The 16,958-nt window shown below is 69.0% G+C and carries 18 protein-coding genes; 7 read left to right on the plus strand and 11 right to left on the minus strand.

From position 1 onward, the window contains the following. Positions 1-68 precede the first annotated feature (68 nt). Positions 69-827, minus strand: coding sequence for an SDR family NAD(P)-dependent oxidoreductase (locus NE2_RS33535; protein WP_082857473.1), 759 nt, complete (start codon positions 825-827; stop codon positions 69-71). 94 nt (positions 828-921) lie between these two features. On the opposite strand from NE2_RS33535, the gene NE2_RS33540 reads away from it, so the two are divergent. Next, entirely contained in the window at positions 922-1,476 is a 555-nt protein-coding gene (locus NE2_RS33540; RefSeq protein WP_063032669.1) for a TetR family transcriptional regulator, read from the plus strand. A gap of 124 nt (positions 1,477-1,600) precedes the next feature. On the opposite strand, the gene NE2_RS33545 is transcribed toward NE2_RS33540, so the two are convergent. The 10 genes from NE2_RS33545 to NE2_RS33590 are packed head-to-tail and all read right to left on the minus strand — an operon-like array spanning position 1,601 to position 10,596. Then, positions 1,601-2,434, minus strand: coding sequence for an NAD(P)-dependent oxidoreductase (locus tag NE2_RS33545; RefSeq protein ID WP_063032692.1), 834 nt, complete (start codon positions 2,432-2,434; stop codon positions 1,601-1,603). Positions 2,435-2,439: 5 nt separating this feature from the next. Further along, positions 2,440-3,258, minus strand: a complete 819-nt coding sequence (locus tag NE2_RS33550) for an NAD(P)-dependent oxidoreductase (RefSeq protein ID WP_063032671.1) — start codon at positions 3,256-3,258, stop codon at positions 2,440-2,442. 29 nt (positions 3,259-3,287) lie between these two features. After that, positions 3,288-3,809 (minus strand): DoxX family protein, encoded by a 522-nt coding sequence (locus NE2_RS33555; protein WP_063032673.1) that lies wholly within the window; start codon positions 3,807-3,809, stop codon positions 3,288-3,290. A 7-nt stretch (positions 3,810-3,816) separates the two neighbouring features. Continuing rightward, a complete protein-coding gene (locus NE2_RS33560; RefSeq protein ID WP_228817442.1) occupies positions 3,817-4,881 on the minus strand; it encodes an alpha/beta hydrolase in 1,065 nt (354 codons plus the stop codon). Further along, positions 4,878-6,539 (minus strand): thiolase C-terminal domain-containing protein, encoded by a 1,662-nt coding sequence (locus NE2_RS33565; protein ID WP_063032675.1) that lies wholly within the window; start codon positions 6,537-6,539, stop codon positions 4,878-4,880. The genes NE2_RS33560 and NE2_RS33565 overlap by 4 nt, the downstream gene beginning before the upstream one ends. A 52-nt stretch (positions 6,540-6,591) precedes the next feature. Continuing rightward, entirely contained in the window at positions 6,592-7,968 is a 1,377-nt protein-coding gene (locus tag NE2_RS33570; RefSeq protein ID WP_063032678.1) for a cytochrome P450, read from the minus strand. Positions 7,969-7,978: 10 nt separating this feature from the next. Further along, a complete protein-coding gene (locus tag NE2_RS33575; protein ID WP_030517538.1) occupies positions 7,979-8,170 on the minus strand; it encodes a ferredoxin in 192 nt (63 codons plus the stop codon). Positions 8,171-8,181: 11 nt separating this feature from the next. Next, positions 8,182-9,042, minus strand: coding sequence for a mycofactocin-coupled SDR family oxidoreductase (locus tag NE2_RS33580; RefSeq protein ID WP_063032680.1), 861 nt, complete (start codon positions 9,040-9,042; stop codon positions 8,182-8,184). 46 nt (positions 9,043-9,088) lie between these two features. Continuing rightward, on the minus strand, positions 9,089-9,793 hold the full coding sequence (locus tag NE2_RS33585) for an SDR family NAD(P)-dependent oxidoreductase (RefSeq protein WP_063032696.1): 705 nt from the start codon (positions 9,791-9,793) through the stop codon (positions 9,089-9,091). Beyond that, complete coding sequence (locus NE2_RS33590) at positions 9,790-10,596, minus strand: TauD/TfdA dioxygenase family protein (protein WP_063032682.1); 807 nt, start codon at positions 10,594-10,596, stop codon at positions 9,790-9,792. Before NE2_RS33590 ends, NE2_RS33585 begins: the two co-directional genes overlap by 4 nt. Before the next feature lie 203 nt (positions 10,597-10,799). Between NE2_RS33590 and NE2_RS33595 the strand changes: the two genes are divergently transcribed. The 6 genes from NE2_RS33595 to NE2_RS33620 all read left to right on the plus strand — a co-directional run. After that, on the plus strand, positions 10,800-12,278 hold the full coding sequence (locus NE2_RS33595) for an aldehyde dehydrogenase family protein (protein WP_063032684.1): 1,479 nt from the start codon (positions 10,800-10,802) through the stop codon (positions 12,276-12,278). Continuing rightward, entirely contained in the window at positions 12,278-13,492 is a 1,215-nt protein-coding gene (locus NE2_RS33600) for a CaiB/BaiF CoA transferase family protein (RefSeq protein WP_063032686.1), read from the plus strand. The genes NE2_RS33595 and NE2_RS33600 overlap by 1 nt, the downstream gene beginning before the upstream one ends. A gap of 22 nt (positions 13,493-13,514) precedes the next feature. Next, positions 13,515-14,702: an OB-fold domain-containing protein gene (locus NE2_RS33605; protein ID WP_063013872.1), complete on the plus strand. Its 1,188-nt coding sequence runs from the start codon at positions 13,515-13,517 to the stop codon at positions 14,700-14,702. Between the two features lie 138 nt (positions 14,703-14,840). Beyond that, the gene (locus NE2_RS33610; RefSeq protein WP_063032688.1) at positions 14,841-16,001 is read left to right on the plus strand and encodes a thiolase C-terminal domain-containing protein; all 1,161 of its coding nucleotides are present in this window, start codon (positions 14,841-14,843) and stop codon (positions 15,999-16,001) included. Between the two features lies 1 nt (position 16,002). Then, a complete protein-coding gene (locus NE2_RS33615; RefSeq protein WP_063032690.1) occupies positions 16,003-16,386 on the plus strand; it encodes a hypothetical protein in 384 nt (127 codons plus the stop codon). Positions 16,387-16,470: 84 nt separating this feature from the next. Continuing rightward, positions 16,471-16,958: alpha/beta hydrolase (locus tag NE2_RS33620; protein WP_167356819.1), on the plus strand; the 488-nt coding region annotated here is incomplete at its 3' end.

Here is a 16,958-nt window from a genome sequence, read left to right on the forward strand (position 1 = left end):
GCGCCCGCCACCGCCGCCGAGGTCGCCGAACCGGTCACGGCACGGGCCTGAGGCGCTGGTCGGCCGGGTCAACCGGCCGACCAGCCGCCGTCTACCGGCACCACCGCGCCGTTGATGAACGAGGCGGCGTCGGAGGCGAGGAACACGGCGACCTCGGCCATCTGTTCGGGTTCGGCGATACCGCGCATCAGCGACATCACCGGCTGCAGCCGGGTCACCCCGTCGAGATCCCATTCCGGGGTCGGCCCGGCGATACCGGTCATCGTCGGGCCGGGCAGGATCGCATTGCAGCGGATGCCGTCCCCGGCATGGATCCAGGCCACGTTGCGGGTCAGCCCCACCACTCCGTGTTTGGCGGCGGTGTAGGCGATTCCCGCCGCGCCGCCGCGGATTCCGGCCTCGGAGGCGGTGTTGACGATCGAACCGATGCCCTGGTCGAGCATATGGGGCAGCACCGCGCGGGTCATGAGGAAGGTGCCGGTGAGATTGACCGCGACGGTGCGTTCCCAGGTGGTCACCGGGGTGTCGGCCGGCAGGGCCATCTTGTCCATGATTCCGGCGTTGTTGCACAGCACGTCGATGCGGCCGAAGGTGTCCATCGCGGTGCGGGTCGCGCGGGCGACGTCGATTTCGTCGGAGATGTCGACGACTACCGGAATCGCGGCCGCGCCGATCTCCGCGGCGGTACCCTGGGCGCCGTCGGAACTGATATCGGCGGCCACGACCATGGCGCCGCATTTGGCGAATGCGATGGCCATGGCCCGCCCGATTCCGGAGCCGGCCCCCGTGACGATGGCCACCCGATTGTGAAAGTTGCTGGTGCTCAACGGTGTTCCCTCCTCGGTGCGCTGCGGGGCCGCCGGCACGTGTCGACGTCGCCGTTTGAACCGGACATCACTGTCCGGTTGGTAGTGTAGGCCGGTGACCGAGCAGCGTCGAGTGAATCGTGGACCCGGCGCGGCCGCCGCCAATCGAGCGGCCCTGATCGCCGCGGCCCGCGAGGTGTTCGCCGAATCGGGTTTCGAGGCGCCGCTGAATCTGATCGCGCGTCGCGCGGGCGTGGGGCAGGGCAGTCTGTACCGGCACTTCGCCGACCGGGAATCGCTCGCGCTGGCGGTCTTCGAGGACAATGTGGTGGGACTGGAAGCCTATGCGGCACAAGCGGATACCGGTCTGGATCAGCTCCTGGAGCGGATCGTGGACCAGGTGGTCACCTCGATCGCGTTCGTCGAATTGATCGATCCGTCGCTGACCGACGGGCGGCTGGCGCGGATGAGCAGCCGGGTGGCGGCACTACTGGGTGACCATCTCGACACCGCCCGGGCGTCCGGGCGGGTTCGCCCCGATCTGAGGTGTCAAGACCTCATGCTCGCGTTGGCGATGCTCGCCGCACTGCTGGCGCGGGCGGGGGCGGAGGAACGCCGGGGGCTGGCCGCCCGCGGGTGGTCGCTGATCGAACAGGGGTTGCGAGCCTGATGGGCATCAACCGGACCGGACCTCCGGCGCGGAGGGGAGCGGTGCTGTGGGAAGGGGGCCGTGTCACCTGGCACGCCCGCGGAACGGCACCGCGTGACGGGTGACGAAGCCGGCCGCGGCGCGGTCAAGGGGTGCTGATTCGTGCGGCGGCGTTGTCGTCTCGACCGAACGGCGCCGCGGAGATGGCGGCGTCGAGTACGCCGAGGCTGCCGCCGAGTTCGGCGGTGAGGGCGCGGACCAGCGCGACGTCCTTGCGCAGGAATTCGCCCACCGCGTCGCCGAATTCGGTGACGGACTTCTTCGCGGCGATGCTGGTCACGACACGTCCGGAGGAACTGGCATGCGGCAGCGCCGACAGCAGAGCCGCCTCCGTGACGCCCAACTGGCTCGCCAGTCGCACCGCCGCGGCGACCAGTCCCGCCTGCGCCGCGAACAGCGCGTTGTTGACCAGCTTCACCCGCTGGCCCGCGCCGAGCGCGCCGACGTGCAGGATCGGATCGGCGTAGGCGGACAGCACCGGCCGCAGATCGGCGGCGGTCTCGTCGTCGGCGCCGAGGAAGACCGTCAGCGCACCCGCGGCGATATCGTGCGGTCCGCCGCTGACCGGTGCGTCGGCCACCCGCACGGCATGCGACACCGCCTGTGCGGCAACGGCGTGCGCGGTGCGCGGATCGCCGGTCGTGTGCAAGGCCAGAATCGCCCCGGGGGCCATGGCCGCGGACAGTTCGCCGTCGAGACAGACCTCGCGCACCTGATCGTCGGAGAACAAGCACATCAGCACCACGGAGGCCCCGGCGGCCGCCTCGGCGGAGGTGTGCACCGCGCGGGCGCCCGCCTCGGTCACCACGTCGCGAACCTCGCTGCGCCGCACCACGACCCGGACCTCGTGCCCGGCCGCGGCGAGACGCCGCACCATCGGCAGGCCCATCCGCCCGGCGCCCACGAATCCGATCCGCATCCCGGTCACCGCCGCTGATTCATCAGCGCCAGGGTGGCATCCGCGGCGGTGAGGACGACGCCGGGATCTGCCCCCGCCGCATCGGCCAGGCTCGCCACCAGGGAGACGTCCTTGCGCAGCAGCGCACCGGCGTAATGGGCGAGCCGGTCGAGGCTCACCCCGGCGTCGACGATGCGCCCGAGCGCGAAACTGTTCGCGGTGCCGTGCGCGATCACCTCGCCCAGCCGTGCCGGATCCACGCCCAGGCCCGCGCCCAGGGTGAAGGTGCTCATCGCGGTCGCGAGGTTCGCGGTGAACAGCAGATTGTTGAGCAGCTTGGTGACCTGTCCGGAGCCGACCTCGCCGAGATGCACCACCGGGTGGGCGTAGCTGTCGAATACGGGCCGGCAGCGCTGCACGACCTCGGCGTCACCACCGGCCATCACCAGCAGCCGCCCGGCCTCGGCCGCCGGCCCGCCGCCGCTGACCGGCGCGTCGATCAGCGAGATGTTCTGCACGGCAGCGGTTTTCGCCAGTTCGCGGCAGGTGTCGGGATGTACCGTGCTGTGCACGGCCACCACACCGCCCGCGGACATCCCCGCCAGCACGCCGTGTTCGCCGGTGAGGACCTCGAGCACGTCGTCGTCGCCGACCACGCAGACACAGACCAGATCGCTGCCGGCGCCCAGTGCCGACGGCGTCTCGGCGGTCGCCGCGCCGGACTCCGCGAACGGCTCGAGGGTGGCGGCCCGGCGGGCCCAGAGCGTGGTCGGATATCCGGCCGCGATGATGCGCCGCGCCATGGGGCCGCCCTGACTGCCCAATCCGATGAATCCGACTCGCATATCCGTACCTCTTCCGTCGAATGCCGCTGTCACGCCGTGGTTTCCGGCTGCTGCGCGGGAGCGGGTGCCGGACGCCAGAAGGTCGCCAGCAGCCCGGCCGTCGCGACCACGGCCACCCCGGCCGCGATCGCGCCGCCCGCCCAGCCAACGACCTCGATATCGGTGGCGTGGTCGAGCGAGAGCCATCCCGGGCCCAGCACGGCCGTGGCCAAGGCGGTGACCGCGAGCACCAGTACGTACTCGTAGCCCTCCTTGAAGACGAAGAATCCGTTCGGGCGATGCGCCAGCAGCCCCGCCACGAGCATCACCGAGATGATCGCCGCACACGCCAGCGGCGTGAAGAGGCCCACGATCAGCAATGCGCCCGCACCGATTTCGGTGACGACACTCAGCCAGGCCTGCAGGATGCCGTTGCGCAACCCGAGCCCGGCGAACCAGCGGGCGGTCCCGTCGATGCGGCCGCCGCCGCGCCAATGGTTGTAGCCGTGCGCGATCATGGTCGCGCCGACCACCAGGCGCAACAACAGCAGTGCCACGTCGGCGACATCCATCCTCGCCTCACCTTCCGGGCCGCGTACCGTCGGCCCCGTCGAATTGGGTTGCAGAGCAGGAGAACCCGTTACCGGCGGCGAGCAGGCACTCCTCGGCGAAGGCCAGCACCCCCAGGTGGTAGGCGCGCGCGGAACAGCCCACGCTCAGGTTGTGCCCGCTGCCCGGCTGCCGGTTGAGTACCACTCGGGGCGCCGCGGTGAACGCCGTGCCGGCATGCGCCATCCCGTCCGGGTCGTTGCGCCACACCCGTTCGTGATCGCCGAGGGTGAAGCGCACCGGCACGCGGATCCGACCGGCCAGGGCCGGGAATTCGGTATCGGCCCAGTCGGTGACGGTCGCCGCTTCCAGCCGGGGTCCGTTCGCGGCGATCGCCGCGCCGCCGACCAGGTCGGGCGGATACAGCCGGGCCGGTTGCCAGAGCAGTTCGTTGAGTCCACGCGGTCGCGCACCGGGCCCGCGCAGCCCGGACAACATCGTCGCGGCCGCGGCGCTGTATTCGCGTCCGGTACCGGCTACTTCGAGGCCCAGCAGGTCGCGGCCGCGATCGTCGGCGGCCATCCGCAGGGCCAGCTCGCACCCCGCCGAGTGGGCGATCAGCAGTATGCCCGCAGCGCGCGCGTCGGGAAGCAAATGTGCCACCGCCGAATACATCAGGTCGACGCGCCGCCGCGGATCCCACAGCCGATCGGCGTACGGCGCCGACGCACCGTAGCCCGGCCGGTCCAGCGCCAGCACGGTGAAGCCGAGGTCGCAGGCGGTGCGCAGCAGCGACAACTCGGGGTGTCCCGGACAGTCGAAGTAGACGGAGGTGGTAGCGCCGCCGTGCAGCGCGACCAGCGTCGCACGCGGCTCCCGCGCCCGCATCAGAAGTCCCGACACCGCGATCCCGCCTGCCTCGGTCACCACCCGCTCCGGTGCCGCGGTCGAACGGTGTGCATCGAGTAGATGCGGCAGTCCGTCGGACGCGGCACCGATGGGTATGGACGCGCTGTGCTGCGCTCGCGGGCGGGGTGTCGCGGGCGCCATGGGCCGGCTCGGTGCTGGGGCGGGCTGCTCCGCGGGCGCGGTCATCGCTCGCTCCGCAGCAGCAGCACGCCGCTCGGAGTCAACCCACCACTGCTCGTGACCGCCAGCCGCGCGTCGGCGACCTGACGCGGCCCGCATTCACCGCGCAGTTGGGCGACCGCCTCGTGGATCAGGCCCATACCGTGGGTGCGCCCGTGCGAGAGCTGCCCGCCGTGGGTGTTGAGGGGCAGAAGTCCGTCGCGCGCGATGTTCTTGCCGCCGTCGAGGAAGTCCTTCGCCTCGCCGATCTCGCAGAATCCCAGCGCCTCGATCCAGGACAGGCAGTTGAAGCTGAAGCCGTCGTAGAGTTCGGCGACGTCGACGTCCTCGGGCCGCAGATCGGTGCGCGACCACAGATGCGCCGACTGCCCGAGCACCTGCGGTTCGTGGGTGAGGGTGCTCTGATCCCACTCCACCCGCTCCAGGATCTGAGTGCCCACGGCCTCCACGTACACCGCGGGTTTGGCCAGATCGGCCGCGGTATCGGCGGCCGAGACGATCACCGCCACCGCGCCGTCGCACGGCACGTCGCAGTCGTAGAGGCCGAACGGACTGGTCACCGGGCGTGCCGACAGGTAATCGTCCATGGTGAGCGGATCCCGATACACCGCAGTGGGATTCAGCGCGGCATTGGCGCGCTGGTTCAGCGCGATCCAGCCCAGCGTCTCCTTGGTCGTGCCGTAGCGATGGAAGTGCCGCTGCGCGTTCTGGGCGAGGGTGTGCGCCGCCGAGGTCGCCCCGAACGGCAGCTGCCAGCTGGGGGTGCGGCCACCGCCCAGCGGTGCCGTCGCACCGGTGCGGATCAGTTCGTTGTAGGTGGCCTCCCACACAGTCCGGAAGCACAGCACGTGCCGGGCCAGTCCACCCGCGACGGCCAGCATCGCCGCGATCACCGAACCACCCGGCCCGAAGGTTTCGATGCCGCCGTTGTACCAGGTCGGCCGCAGCCCCAGCGCCGACTCGAGGGCGGTCACCCCGCCCTCACCGAATCCGCCGACGTTCCCGCCGCCCGGGTACGAGGAGATTCCGTCGATATCGGCCATCGTGAGTCCGGCATCGGCGACCGCGCGTTCACAGGCCTGCACGGTCAACGCCAGCGGGGGAACCATCAGCCGCCGTCCGATCTCGGACATTCCGATGCCGGTCAGCGCCACCCGATCCTCGAATTTGGCGGCGGAGACCCGAGGCCGGACGTGCTCGGCGAAGCGGTCGGGGTCGATCTCGTCGGCAGGCAGCGGTGCCGGCTCCGGTTGTTCGGCCGTGGGCCGGAACAACGGAAGCCACACGTCCTCGTGCTGTTCGAATACGACCTCCATTCGCATACCGAGCACCAGGTCGGCGGCGTCGCAGCCGATGACGGTGGTGGTCAGGCGAATTCGCGGATCCTCCACCAGCGCGACCTGCCCGACCACGTACGGCGGTGGCAGCCCCGGCAGTCCGAACCGCTCGTTGTGCGTGAAGCCGATGAGCGTCGCCACACCGGAGACTTCACGCACGCCCATCTCGGTGCCCCGGCAATAGCGGCACACCGGCTGCGGCGGATGGATCAGCTCGGCGCAGGTCCGGCACTGCTGGATGCGCAGCCGATCGTCGGCGCCGGCGGTCCAGAAGAACTCGTTCTGCGCGGTGAGTTGCGGTAGCGGCCGCCCGGACGCGGTGGTCACCTCACGCCTCCTGCCTGTCGGTGCGATATGCGAATTCGGCTGTGCGCGAGGCTCAGTGGATGTCGGCCTGTTCCTTGCGGGCGGTCACGGGCGCCGCGAGCTGTTGCTCCTCGCAGATCGCCTGCAGCTTCTCCAGCGTCGCGTCGAGCCCCTCGCCCAGCCGCGGGCCCGGGGTGAAGGTCGCCGGCAGATGCCGCATGCCCTGGATGACGGCGATGGTGTCGTAGTGCACCGTGGTGTCGGGGTCGCAGCGGTAGTCGGGCATCCGGTCCAGCACCGCCAGCAGCATCCGCTTGAATACCGTGCGAGCCAGATTCGAGCCGATGCAGCGGTGGATACCGAGCCCGAAACTGTAGTGCCGGTTGCGATGCCGGTCGAGGATGATCTCGTTGGGGTCCTCGAAGATCGACGGATCGCGGTTGGCCATCGCCCACGACAGCCACAGCCGATCGCCCTCGGCGAATCGTGTGCCGACCACCTCGCAGTCCTCGGCGATGGTGCGGCCGTCGCCCGGGGCCGGCGTGTAGTAACGCAGGAATTCCTCGGTCGCCGAATCGAGCAGGGTCTCGCGTTCCGTGCTGAGGATTTCGCGCTGATCCGGATGCTCCGACAACCATTCCAGCGAATGCGCGGTGAGCGCCGTGGTGGTGTCGAAACCGCCGCCGATGATCAGTGCCAGCATGCCGAGCATCTCGAGGTCGGGCAGCTGGGCGCCATTGACCTTCGCCCGCACCACCGCGTCGATCATGCCGGGCCGCGGATTCTCCTTGATCTCGATCAGGTTGTTGAGCAGATCCAGGCCCATCTCCCTGTGCATCGCGGTGATCCGCTCGATATCCGGGGAATCGGGCGGGGTGTAGACCGCGGCATGGACCGGTTCGTTGTAGACCGTCCACTTCTTCAACGGAATGCCGAGCATCGCCAAGGTGAGAACGGCGGGAACGATATTGGCCAGATCGTCGACGAAGTCGATGCGGCCGGATTCGATCTTCTCGTCGAGCGCCGCGCGCACGACCTCGTCGATGAACGGAATCCAGCGGTTGACCGCCGCCGGGGACAGATACGGGTTGAGCGCCGACCGCAGTTCGCGATGCTCGGGCTCGTCCATCTCCAGGATCCCGCCCCGGATGGCGGCGGCACGTGGCGGTTTCGGAATCGAAATCCCTTGATAGCCACGGCGTTCCCCGGCGGTGTCGTGATCGTTGGACACGTAGGGGCAGCGGGCGAGTTCGAACACCTCGCGGTTGCCGGCGGCGACCCAGTGGCCACCGTAGGTGTCCGACCAGGCGATCGGGCAGTGCTGCTGCATGTCCTGGGTGATGGACAGGAAATTGTCGCGATACTCCGGGGCGTACCGGTCGAACGAGTACTGCGGTTGTTTCCGCTCGTCGTCCGCCGGTCCGGCCTCGGTGATGTTTTCGGCGGTCACGGCGTTCCTCTCAGGTGATGGTGATCGCTCGTTCCGGGCACGACTGGGCGGCCTCGCGGACCTGTTCCTCCTGATCGGGGGGAACGTCCTCGCTGACCGCCGAGGAGTGGCCGTCGATTTCACTGAGTACGAACGACTTCGGAGCGACCATGGCGCACAGGGTGTGTCCCTGGCAGCGCTCCGGATCGACGCGAACCTTCACGGTGTCTCCCCTTAGATGTGATAGTCGTACCACTTGAGGTATCCGCCGGCGTCCACCCGCATCTGCATGCCGGTGACGTAGCGGGATTCGTCGGAGGCCAGGAACAGCACCATGTTGCTGGTGTCCTCCGGCTCGATCCACGGCACCGGCATGGCCTGCTGCACATGGAACGCGGGCTGCGCGTCCTGCAGGGTCGGCTTCTCGAGATCGGGCCGGAACGAGCGGTACATGGGCTCGCTCTGCAACATGTCCGTATTGCAGTTGGTCGGATGAATGACATTGGCGCGGATGTTGCGCGCGGCGATATGCGTCGCCAATTCGTGCATGTACATCGACAATCCGCGCTTGGCGACCATATAGGCGATGCCGCCGGGATCCTTGCCGGGCTGGTCGACCTTGGCCACATCCATCAACGCCGCGGTCGAGCCGGTGGCGATGATCGAGGCGCCGGTGTCCAGATACGGCAGTGCGGCGTGCACGGTGTTGATCACGCCGATCAGGTTGGTGTCGATGACGTCGGTCCAGGCCTGCCACTGTGGTTCGCCCTTCATGCCGGCGATGCCGGCCTGGGCCACCACGACATCCAGATGCCCCAGCTCGTCGACGCCGCGTTTCACCGCGTCGCGCAGCGCGGCGATATCGCGGACGTCGGCCTGCACGGCGACGATCCGGCGGCCGGTCTTCTCCACCAGTCGTTCGGTTTCCTCGAGGTCTTCCGGCCGCGCCATCGCGTAGCCGATGGTCTCGATGTCCTTGCAGATGTCGACGGCGATGATGTCGGCGCCCTCGGATGCCAGCTTCACCGCGTGACTGCGGCCCTGTCCTCGTGCGGCACCGGTGACGAGGGCGACTTTGCCTTCCACGCGTCCCACTGGTGGTCCTTTCGGTTGTGTTGTGCCTCAGCGCGTTTCGCGCCGGTTAGGTATTGCGGCCGCCGTTGACGCCCAGGATCTGGCCGGTGATGTAGCCGGCCTCCTCGGAGACGAGGAACGCGCAGGCGGCGGCGATGTCCTCGGGCCGGCCGACCCGGCGGACCGGGGTGCGGGCGATGTGGTCCTCGATGGATCCGCCGAGCAGCTGGGCCTGTTCGGTCTTGCGCAGCATCGGTGTATCGATGAACCCGGGCGGGACCGCGTTCACGGTGATGCCCTCCGGGCCGAGTTCCAGGGCCAGCGATTTCGTCAATCCGTTGACCGCCGACTTCGCCGAGACGTAGTGCGACATGAAGGGTTGCCCGGAATGGGTGCTGGAGGAGGAGATGTTGACGATCCGGCCCCACTGCGCGGCGCGCATATCGGGCAGGACGGCCTGAATGCTGTGGAAGACCCCGTGCAGGTTCACCGCGATGGTGCGCTCCCACTGCTCGAAGCTCAGGTTGGCGAAGCGGCGGTAGCCTTCGGCGCCGGCGGAGTTCACCAGCACCGTCACCGGGCCCAGTTGTTCCCGGATCGCGGTGAGCGCGGCGTCGATCTGGGCGCGGTCGGTGACATCGGCGGTGTGGTCGAATTCCGAGTCGCCGGGCTTGATGTCGAGAGTGGCCACGTGAAAGCCGTCGGCGCGCAACCGATTCGCCACGGCCAGTCCGATGCCGGACCCGCCCCCGGTGACCACCGCTGTTCTCACGCCCACGGTTCGGCTCCCGCGATCGTGGTGCGGTGCAGTTCGCGTTCGGAGCTGGTGTCGTAGTGCAGGGCGCGGTGCAGGATTCCGGTGTTGTCCCACACCACCAGATCACCGACCGACCAGTCGTGGGTGTAGGAGAAGCGCGGCTGAGTCGACCACTCCAGGAGTTCGTCGAGCAGTGCGCGGCTCTCGGCCGCGTCCATGCCCACGATGTGGTCGGCGGTAGCGCCGATGACCAGTGAGCGGCGGCCGTCCCGGCGTTGCCACACCAGCGACGTTTCGTGTGTGGGCAGGTGACGCCAGTCGGCGACCTGCTCGGGGGTCGGGTCGGGGTGCACGAGGCGCTGGGAGGCCTCGAAGCTGTGCACGACGCGCAGGTTGTCGTAGCGCTTGCGTTCGGCCTCGGACAGTCCTTCGTAGGCGGCGTAGGTGCTGGCGAACTGGGTGCCGCCGCCTTCCATCGCCACATGCCGCGCGGTGAGCACGGTCGCCTTGGCCGGCACGTCGTTGGTGGTGTCGTCGATATGCCAGAAGAAGGTGCCCTCGAGATATTTCGCGGCCCGGTTCTTCTCGGGATCCAGTGTGATGGTGAAGATTTCGCGGCCTCCGGGAGCGAGCACCGTGCCCAGGCGCCGGCAGAACGCCAGCTGGGCTTCGTCGTCGAGATGCAGTCCGCGGACCACCAGGACGCCGCGCCACTTCAGGGCCTCGAGGCACCGGCTGATCACCGTGTCGTCGTGCAGATCCTCGACCCCGGTGACCTCCACTCCGATGGTGGGGTTCAGCGCTGTCGTCTCAACCACAAGAATCTCCCTTCCAATTGTGAGAACCGTACTCTCGCTCGGCGTTTCTCCGCAAGGTTTCCCTGGATTCGCGCGCGTTCCGAGGGTGGCCCGGTAACGGCAGCGATCGGTGGGACGGGTTCGGGCATTGCTGGGGCCGAACCTGCTCGGATACATTATTCTCCATTGTTGAGAATGGAATTTCCATGGGACGAGGAGACGGGATGCCACAGGGCAACGCGACGGCCGGCGACGGGCGCGCCGTCACCAGACGAATGCTGATCGACGGTGAACTCCTCGCGGGGGAGCGCAGTTTCGCCTCACTCAATCCGGCCACCGGAGAGATCTACGGGTATGCGCCCGAGGCGAGCATCGCCGACACCGAGGCGGCGATCGCGGCCGCGCGCCGGGCCTTCGACACCACCGACTGGTCCACGAACACCGAATTCCGCGCGCACTGCCTGGAGCAGTTCTACGCGGCACTGCGCGCCAACGTCGAAGACCTGCGCGAGCTGACCATCGCCGAGGTCGGCGCGACCCGGATGATGACCCACGCCAATCAGCTCGAGACACCGTTCGAGATCGTGAACTACTTCGCCGGTCTCACCCGCACCTACCCGCGCACCGAGGAACTCGGCGAGGTGGAGGACCGCGGCCGTATGCACCGGCGCTGGGTGGAGCGCGAGGCCTCCGGTGTGGTCGCGGCGATCGCGGCCTACAACTATCCGCATCAGCTGGCGCTGGCGAAACTGGCGCCGGCGCTGGCCGCCGGTTGCACCGTGGTGCTCAAGGGCGCCCCCGATACACCGCTGGCCACGCTGGCGCTCGGCGAGGTGATCGCGGAGCACACCGACATCCCGGCGGGTGTGGTGAACGTGCTGTCCGGATCCGATGTCGAGGTGGGCAAGACGCTGACCACTCATCGCGATGTCGACGTCGTCAGCTTCACCGGATCGACCGCGGTGGGCCGCCGGATCATGTCGGCGGCGGGCGATTCGCTCAAACGCGTCTTCCTGGAACTGGGCGGCAAATCCGCGATGGTCGTGCTCGACGACGCCGATTTCGGCACCGCCGCGATGTTCGGCGCCTTCAGCATCTGCAGCCACGCCGGGCAGGGCTGTGCGATCACCACGCGCATGCTGGTGCCGCGCGAGCGCCACGACGAGGTGGCCGAGATGGTCGCCGGATTCATGTCCAAGGTCAGCTACGGTGACCCGGGCGATCCGAAAAACTATATGGGCCCGCTGATTTCGGAACGCCAGCGCGACAAGGTGCACGGTCTGGTGCAGCGCGCGGTGGAGGCCGGCGCGAAACTGGTGTGCGGCGGGGAGAAGGTCGACCCGGGCTACTTCTACGCCCCGACCCTGCTCGCGGGCGTCGACCCGGACAGCGAGATCGCCCAGGAAGAGGTGTTCGGACCGGTGCTGGCCCTGATCCCGTTCGACGGCGACGAGGATGCGGTTCGCATCGCCAACAACTCCATCTACGGGCTGTCGGGCGGCGTGTTCTCCGCCGACGAGGACCGGGCGCTGGCGGTGGCGCGGCGCATCCGCACCGGAACGATGAGTATCAACGGCGGCAACTACTTTCACCCCGATGTGCCGTTCGGCGGTTACAAGCAGTCGGGCATCGGCCGTGAGATGGGCGTGGCCGGGATCGAGGAGTTCCTCGAACAGAAGTCCTTCGCAGCGGTGGTGGCGTGATGAGCGGCGGCAAACCCCTGGCCGGCATCCGCGTCCTCGAGGTCGCGATGTACGGGTTCGTTCCCTCGGCCGGTGCGGTGCTGGCCGAATGGGGGGCGGATGTGGTGAAGGTGGAACACGCCCGCACCGGTGATCCGCAGCGCGGGTTGCGCCAGATCGGCCGCTTGAAGGTCGAGGGCGATCCGAATCCCAATATCGAGCACGCCAATCGCGGCAAACGCAGTATCGGACTGGACATGTCGGTCCCCGAGGGGCGCGAGGTGATCTACGAGCTGGCGAAGACGGCCGATGTGTTCCTCACCAGCTTCCTGCCGCAGGCGCGCGCCAAATTCGGCATCGATGTCGACGACATCCGCGCGGTGAAGCCGGACATCATCTACGCACGCGGCAGCGCGCTCGGACCGCGCGGCGAGGAATCGACGAAGGGCGGTTTCGATATGACCGCCTTCTGGTGCCGTGGGTCGGTCGCCGCGACCATCACCCCGGAGGGGATGGACGGGCTCGTCTCCCCGCCCGGTCCGGCCTTCGGCGACACCATCTCCGGCACGAATCTGGCCGGTGGTATCGCGGCCGCGCTGCTGAAACGCGAACGGACCGGCGAACCGTCGGTGGTCGACGTCTCGCTGCTGGGCAGCGGCCTGTGGTCGATGGGCCACACCATCGCGCTGTCGGCACATCTGCGGCAGCCGTTGATCGCGCCCGCACCCGGTTCGCACGGGGCGCCGACCAATCCGCTGTCGGGCCTCTACGAGACCGCCGACGGCCGCTATCTCTCGCTGGTCATGTTGCAGCCCACCAAGTTCTGGGCCGACGTCATGCGCCACATCGACCGGCCGGAGCTCGCCGACGATCCGCGCTTCGCCACGGCGGAGTCGATCGCCGCCAATACCGAATCGGGCGTGGCGATTCTGCGTGAGGCGATCGGACAGCGCACCCTCGCCGAATGGACCGAGAAACTCGCCACCATGGCCGGGCCTTGGGCGCCGGTGCAGGACAGCCTGCAGGTCGGCTCCGATCCGCAGATCCGCGCCAACGACTACCTGGTGCGGGTCGGCAGCCTCGAAATGGTCGCCAATCCGGTGCAATTCGATCTCACCGCACCCGATACCGGGCCCGGGCCGGAATTCGCGGCGCACACCGAGGAAGTGCTGCTGGAGCTGGGCTTGGACTGGGATCGCATCATCGCGCTCAAGACCGCCGGCGCCATCACGTAGTTTCGCCCGCAGGAAGGCTGACATGCCCTGTGTCGCATCGATCGGAACCTATCTGCCCTGTTGGGGCGGACCGCGCGGCCGTGTGCCCGGCGCGGACGAGGACGCGGTGACCCTGGCCGTGGAGGCCGGGCGGGCCGCCCTCTCGGGCGCCCCGCGTGCCACCGCGTATGTCGAGCGCGTCGTCGTGGTGAGCCGGGATCTGCCGTTGCTGGAGAGCAGCAATGCCGCGGTGCTGCTGGCCGGGCTGGGTTTGGATCCCGAACTCGAGGTGATCGAACGACTCGGCGGCGCGCCCGCGACACTGGACGCGCTCAGCTCCGCCCGCCCGCGCACGCTGATCATCGGCGTCGACCTGGATCCGGCCGGTGCGGCCGCCGCCTTGGTCGCCGAGCGCGGACTGGCGGTGCGGACGGCGGCCCGGGTGGCGCGCAGTCTGCCGGTGCGCACCCGCAACGCCACCGGCGACGTCCACGATTACGGTGATCCGCGGCTGCTGCACGAGCGCGGCCTGCTCGCCTCGCTGGCCGCGGCGTGGGTGGATACGCCGGTGATCGTGTCGGGCGTCGACCACGAGCAGGCGGCCCACCTGTGCGTCGGTGACCCACCGCGACTGCCGACGACGGGGGCCGGGTCGAGCCTGTTCGCCCTTGCGGCACTGGCCGACTGGGGACAGACGGGGCTGCTCGTCGGGGTCGAGCAGGCCAGCCTGTCGGGAGTCACGGTCTCCGCGGGGCCGGTGCGGGTATACCGGCGCGAGCCCGCGGTGCGAGCCGAACCGGAGGCGGTCGCGGTACCCGGTGCCGACATCCCGATCTCGCTGGCCGCCTATGAGCGGGCCTTCGAGGCCAAGGTGCGCTGGGAGGCCGGGCGCCACCCGGGCCGCGACGAGCTGGATTTCCCGCCGCGCTATCGCCTCGGTGACGACGGCCGGCTCAGCACGGACTACACGCTGATTCCGCTGCCGCGCACCGGAACCGTGTACACCGAGGTGACGGTGCACGTGCCGGTGCCCGGTCTGCGAACACCGTACTCGCTGGTGATCGTCGAACTCGACGAGGTGGACGTGCGGGCACTGGTCAAGGTCACCGGCACCGACCCCGGCACGGTCCGCATCGGCGACCGCGGCCGCATGGTCCTGCGCCGGGTCGCGGTGCGCTCCGGAGTGCCGGACTACGGGTACGCATTCGAGCCGGACACGGAGGCGGCATGAGACACAATCGCGCAGCGCTCGTGGCGCCGACCGGGGTGCGGGCGCTCCCGCAGGTTACGGAGGCGGCATGAGACACAATCGCGCAGCGCTCGTGGCGCCGACCGGGGTGCGGGCGCTCCCGCAAATTACGGAGGCGGTATGAGACGGGTGGCACTGGTCGGCGCCGGGATGACGCCGTTCGCCGAACATTTCGCGCTCGGGATCAAGGATCTGCTGCCGATGGCCTTCGCCGAATGTGCGGCATCGGTGGACAAGGGGGTCGCGAAATCGGACCTGCAGGCGGCGTGGTTCGGGGCGATGGGCACCCCGGACGGGTTCCCCTCGGGCATTCTCGCCGACGTGCTCGGGGTGCCGGACCTGCCCGTCACCCGCGTCGAGAATTCTTGCGCCACAGGCAATGACGCGGTGCGCAACGCCCTGTTCGGCATCGCCTCCGGTGCCTACGATGTGGCGCTGGTGATCGGCGCGGACAAACTCCGCGAAACCGCCTCCAAGGACATGCTGTGGGAGTGGGAGGCGATGACCCGCGATATGGCGTGGGACTACCCGCTCGGCCTGATCGCGCCGGCCGGCTTCGCCCTGCACGTCGCTCGCTACCTGCACGAATCGCTCGCCGGGCGTGAGCATCTGGGCATGATCGCGGTGAAGAACCACCGGCACGGTGTCTCGAATCCGAAGGCGCGCTTACGTTTCGAGATCTCGCTGGAGCAGGCCCTCGCCGCACCGATGGTGGTCGACCCGTTCGGCGTGTACGACTGCGCGCCGCAGAGCGACGGCGCCGCCGCGCTGATCCTCGCCGCCGAGGACGTGGTGGATCGCTACACCGATCGGCCGGTCTGGATCAGGGGAGTGGGCTTGGGCCTGGATTCGGTGATGCACCAGCACAAACGGGATATGACCACATTCCCGGCGACGGTGCGCGCGGCGAAACAGGCCTTCGCGATGGCGGGACTGACTCCGGCCGATATCGATGTCGCGGAGGTGCACGATTTCTTCACCGGCATCGAGCTGATCAGCTACGAGGATCTCGGCTTCGCCGACCGCTTCGAGGCCTGCAAACTGGTCGACACGGGCGCGACCAGCGTGGGCGGTGCGCTGCCGGTGAACCCGAGCGGAGGCTTGAAGTCCAAGGGACACCCGCCGGGGGCCACCGGTGTGGCGCAATGCGTGGAACTGTTCGAACAGCTGCGCGGCCATGCCGCCAATCAGGTCGACGGGGCGCGAATCGGGTTGGCGCACAACCTCGGCGGCCCCACGGCGGTGTCGGCGGTGACGATTCTGGAGGGTCCCCACGGCTGAGATGTCCCCGCGCTGCGAATCCGAGGTCGTCGCGCTCGTCACCGGGCGCGTGGCCCGGCGGCGTGCCGTATTGGATTGGGCCGCACACTATGTCGGCCGTGACGGCACCGTGCATGTCGTCTGTGACGGCACGCTGGCTCCGGCGCTGGTGAGCTCGATCATGGTCGGCATGTTCGTCGATGCCGAACAGGTCGAACACGCCGATTTCGCGCAGACGGCGATGCTGCTGGCGCCGCACGGCTGTAACTGGACCTGGCAGCATCTGCCCTTCGGGGCCATCGGGCACGCGGTGGCCTTCGCGCGGCGCAAGAGCCTGCTCGCGGTGGTGCCCGCGCGATCGCAGTTTCTGCGCCCGCCGTCCGTGCGGATCGTCTGCCCGCAGTGAATGCCGCTGCGCTCCCCGGCAATCGGCCGCTGTGAGACACCTGTCCGAACTATAGTTTCGTTCGGGTGTGAGAAGGAGATCGCGATGGACCTGTCTCTCGTAGCGCCGGAACTGCGCGGACCCGCGCGCTGGTTGCCGCCGCTGACGATCGGCCGCCGCTGGGCATTGCGCCTGGTGCGCCTGGCCGCCGCGCATCGGCCCGCCCGTCGAATAGCGGGCGTGCGCATCGAGCACCTCGCGGCCGGCCGCGTACCGCTGCGTGTCTATCGCCCCACGGGTACTTCTTCGCCGGTTGCGGTGTTGTGGATTCACGGCGGCGGATACGTTCTCGGCAGTCCGGTCCAGGACGATGCCTTCTGTTCGGTCACCGCCCGCGACCTCGGGGTCACGATCGTCTCGGTCGACTACCGCCTCGCACCCGAACATCCCTTTCCGGCTCCTCTGCAGGACTGCTGGATCGCATGGATGTGGTTGCAGCGCAACGCCGCCCGATTCGGCGTCGATCCCGCCCGGGTGGTGCTCGGCGGGCAGAGCGCCGGCGGCGGCCTGGCCGCCTGCCTGTGCCAGCGGCT

The organism is Nocardia elegans NBRC 108235 (assembly GCF_001612845.1).
Lineage (GTDB): Bacteria > Actinomycetota > Actinomycetes > Mycobacteriales > Mycobacteriaceae > Nocardia > Nocardia nova.

Excerpts from the sequence above, each read along its gene's own strand:
- NE2_RS33550 (WP_063032671.1), bottom strand. The coding sequence starts at position 3,258 with ATGCGAGTCGGATTCATCGGATTGGGCAGTCAGGGCGGCCCCATGGCG.
- NE2_RS33555 (WP_063032673.1), bottom strand. The coding sequence starts at position 3,809 with ATGGATGTCGCCGACGTGGCACTGCTGTTGTTGCGCCTGGTGGTCGGC.
- NE2_RS33545 (WP_063032692.1), bottom strand. The coding sequence starts at position 2,434 with ATGCGGATCGGATTCGTGGGCGCCGGGCGGATGGGCCTGCCGATGGTG.
- NE2_RS33560 (WP_228817442.1), bottom strand. The coding sequence starts at position 4,881 with ATGACCGCGCCCGCGGAGCAGCCCGCCCCAGCACCGAGCCGGCCCATG.
- NE2_RS33595 (WP_063032684.1), top strand. The coding sequence starts at position 10,800 with ATGCCACAGGGCAACGCGACGGCCGGCGACGGGCGCGCCGTCACCAGA.
- NE2_RS33605 (WP_063013872.1), top strand. The coding sequence starts at position 13,515 with ATGCCCTGTGTCGCATCGATCGGAACCTATCTGCCCTGTTGGGGCGGA.
- NE2_RS33600 (WP_063032686.1), top strand. The coding sequence starts at position 12,278 with ATGAGCGGCGGCAAACCCCTGGCCGGCATCCGCGTCCTCGAGGTCGCG.
- NE2_RS33615 (WP_063032690.1), top strand. The coding sequence starts at position 16,003 with ATGTCCCCGCGCTGCGAATCCGAGGTCGTCGCGCTCGTCACCGGGCGC.
- NE2_RS33610 (WP_063032688.1), top strand. The coding sequence starts at position 14,841 with ATGAGACGGGTGGCACTGGTCGGCGCCGGGATGACGCCGTTCGCCGAA.